Annotated in this window: 1 protein-coding gene; it reads right to left on the bottom strand. The window is 69.8% G+C overall.

Going from position 1 to position 440, the window contains the following annotated elements; genetic code table 11:
* The coding region (locus STRIP9103_RS03630; protein WP_009297879.1) for an aldo/keto reductase at nt 1-259 on the bottom strand (259 nt) is incomplete at its 3' end.
* Nucleotides 260-440 lie beyond the last annotated feature (181 nt).

Raw genomic sequence — 440 nt, 5'->3', positions numbered from 1 at the left:
GGTCTGGGACGCTGCCGGCCTTCGTGGAGATGACCAGGTCGCGGCGGGGTACGAGGCCGTCCATCAACTGCCCGAGCAGATACTCGGCCTCGCCGTCGCCGTACACGTCAGCCGTGTCCACCAGGCTGCCGCCGGCTTCCCAGAACACCTTCAACATGTCCGCGGCGTCGTGTTCGTCCGTGTCGCGGCCCCATGTCAGGGTGCCGAGCCCGATTCGGGACACACGCAGGCCGGTGCGGCCGAGATGCCTCTGCTCCATGGATGCCGACACTACTGTCCAGACTTCGCCACGTGGGTGCCTGTGGACAACGGATTTCCGCCCCCGCCGCCCTCACCCGTTCCCGTCCCCGGGGGCGGCTGCCCCTTCGACCCCGCGTTCCTGGGGGTTGCCGCCCCCAGACCCCCGCGGCGTGTTCTGGGAGGGGTGTCTGTGGTGGGTG

Source organism: Streptomyces ipomoeae 91-03 (assembly GCF_000317595.1).
In the GTDB taxonomy this organism is placed as follows: Bacteria; Actinomycetota; Actinomycetes; order Streptomycetales; family Streptomycetaceae; genus Streptomyces; species Streptomyces ipomoeae.
This window is presented reverse-complemented; position numbering and strand designations above follow the sequence as displayed.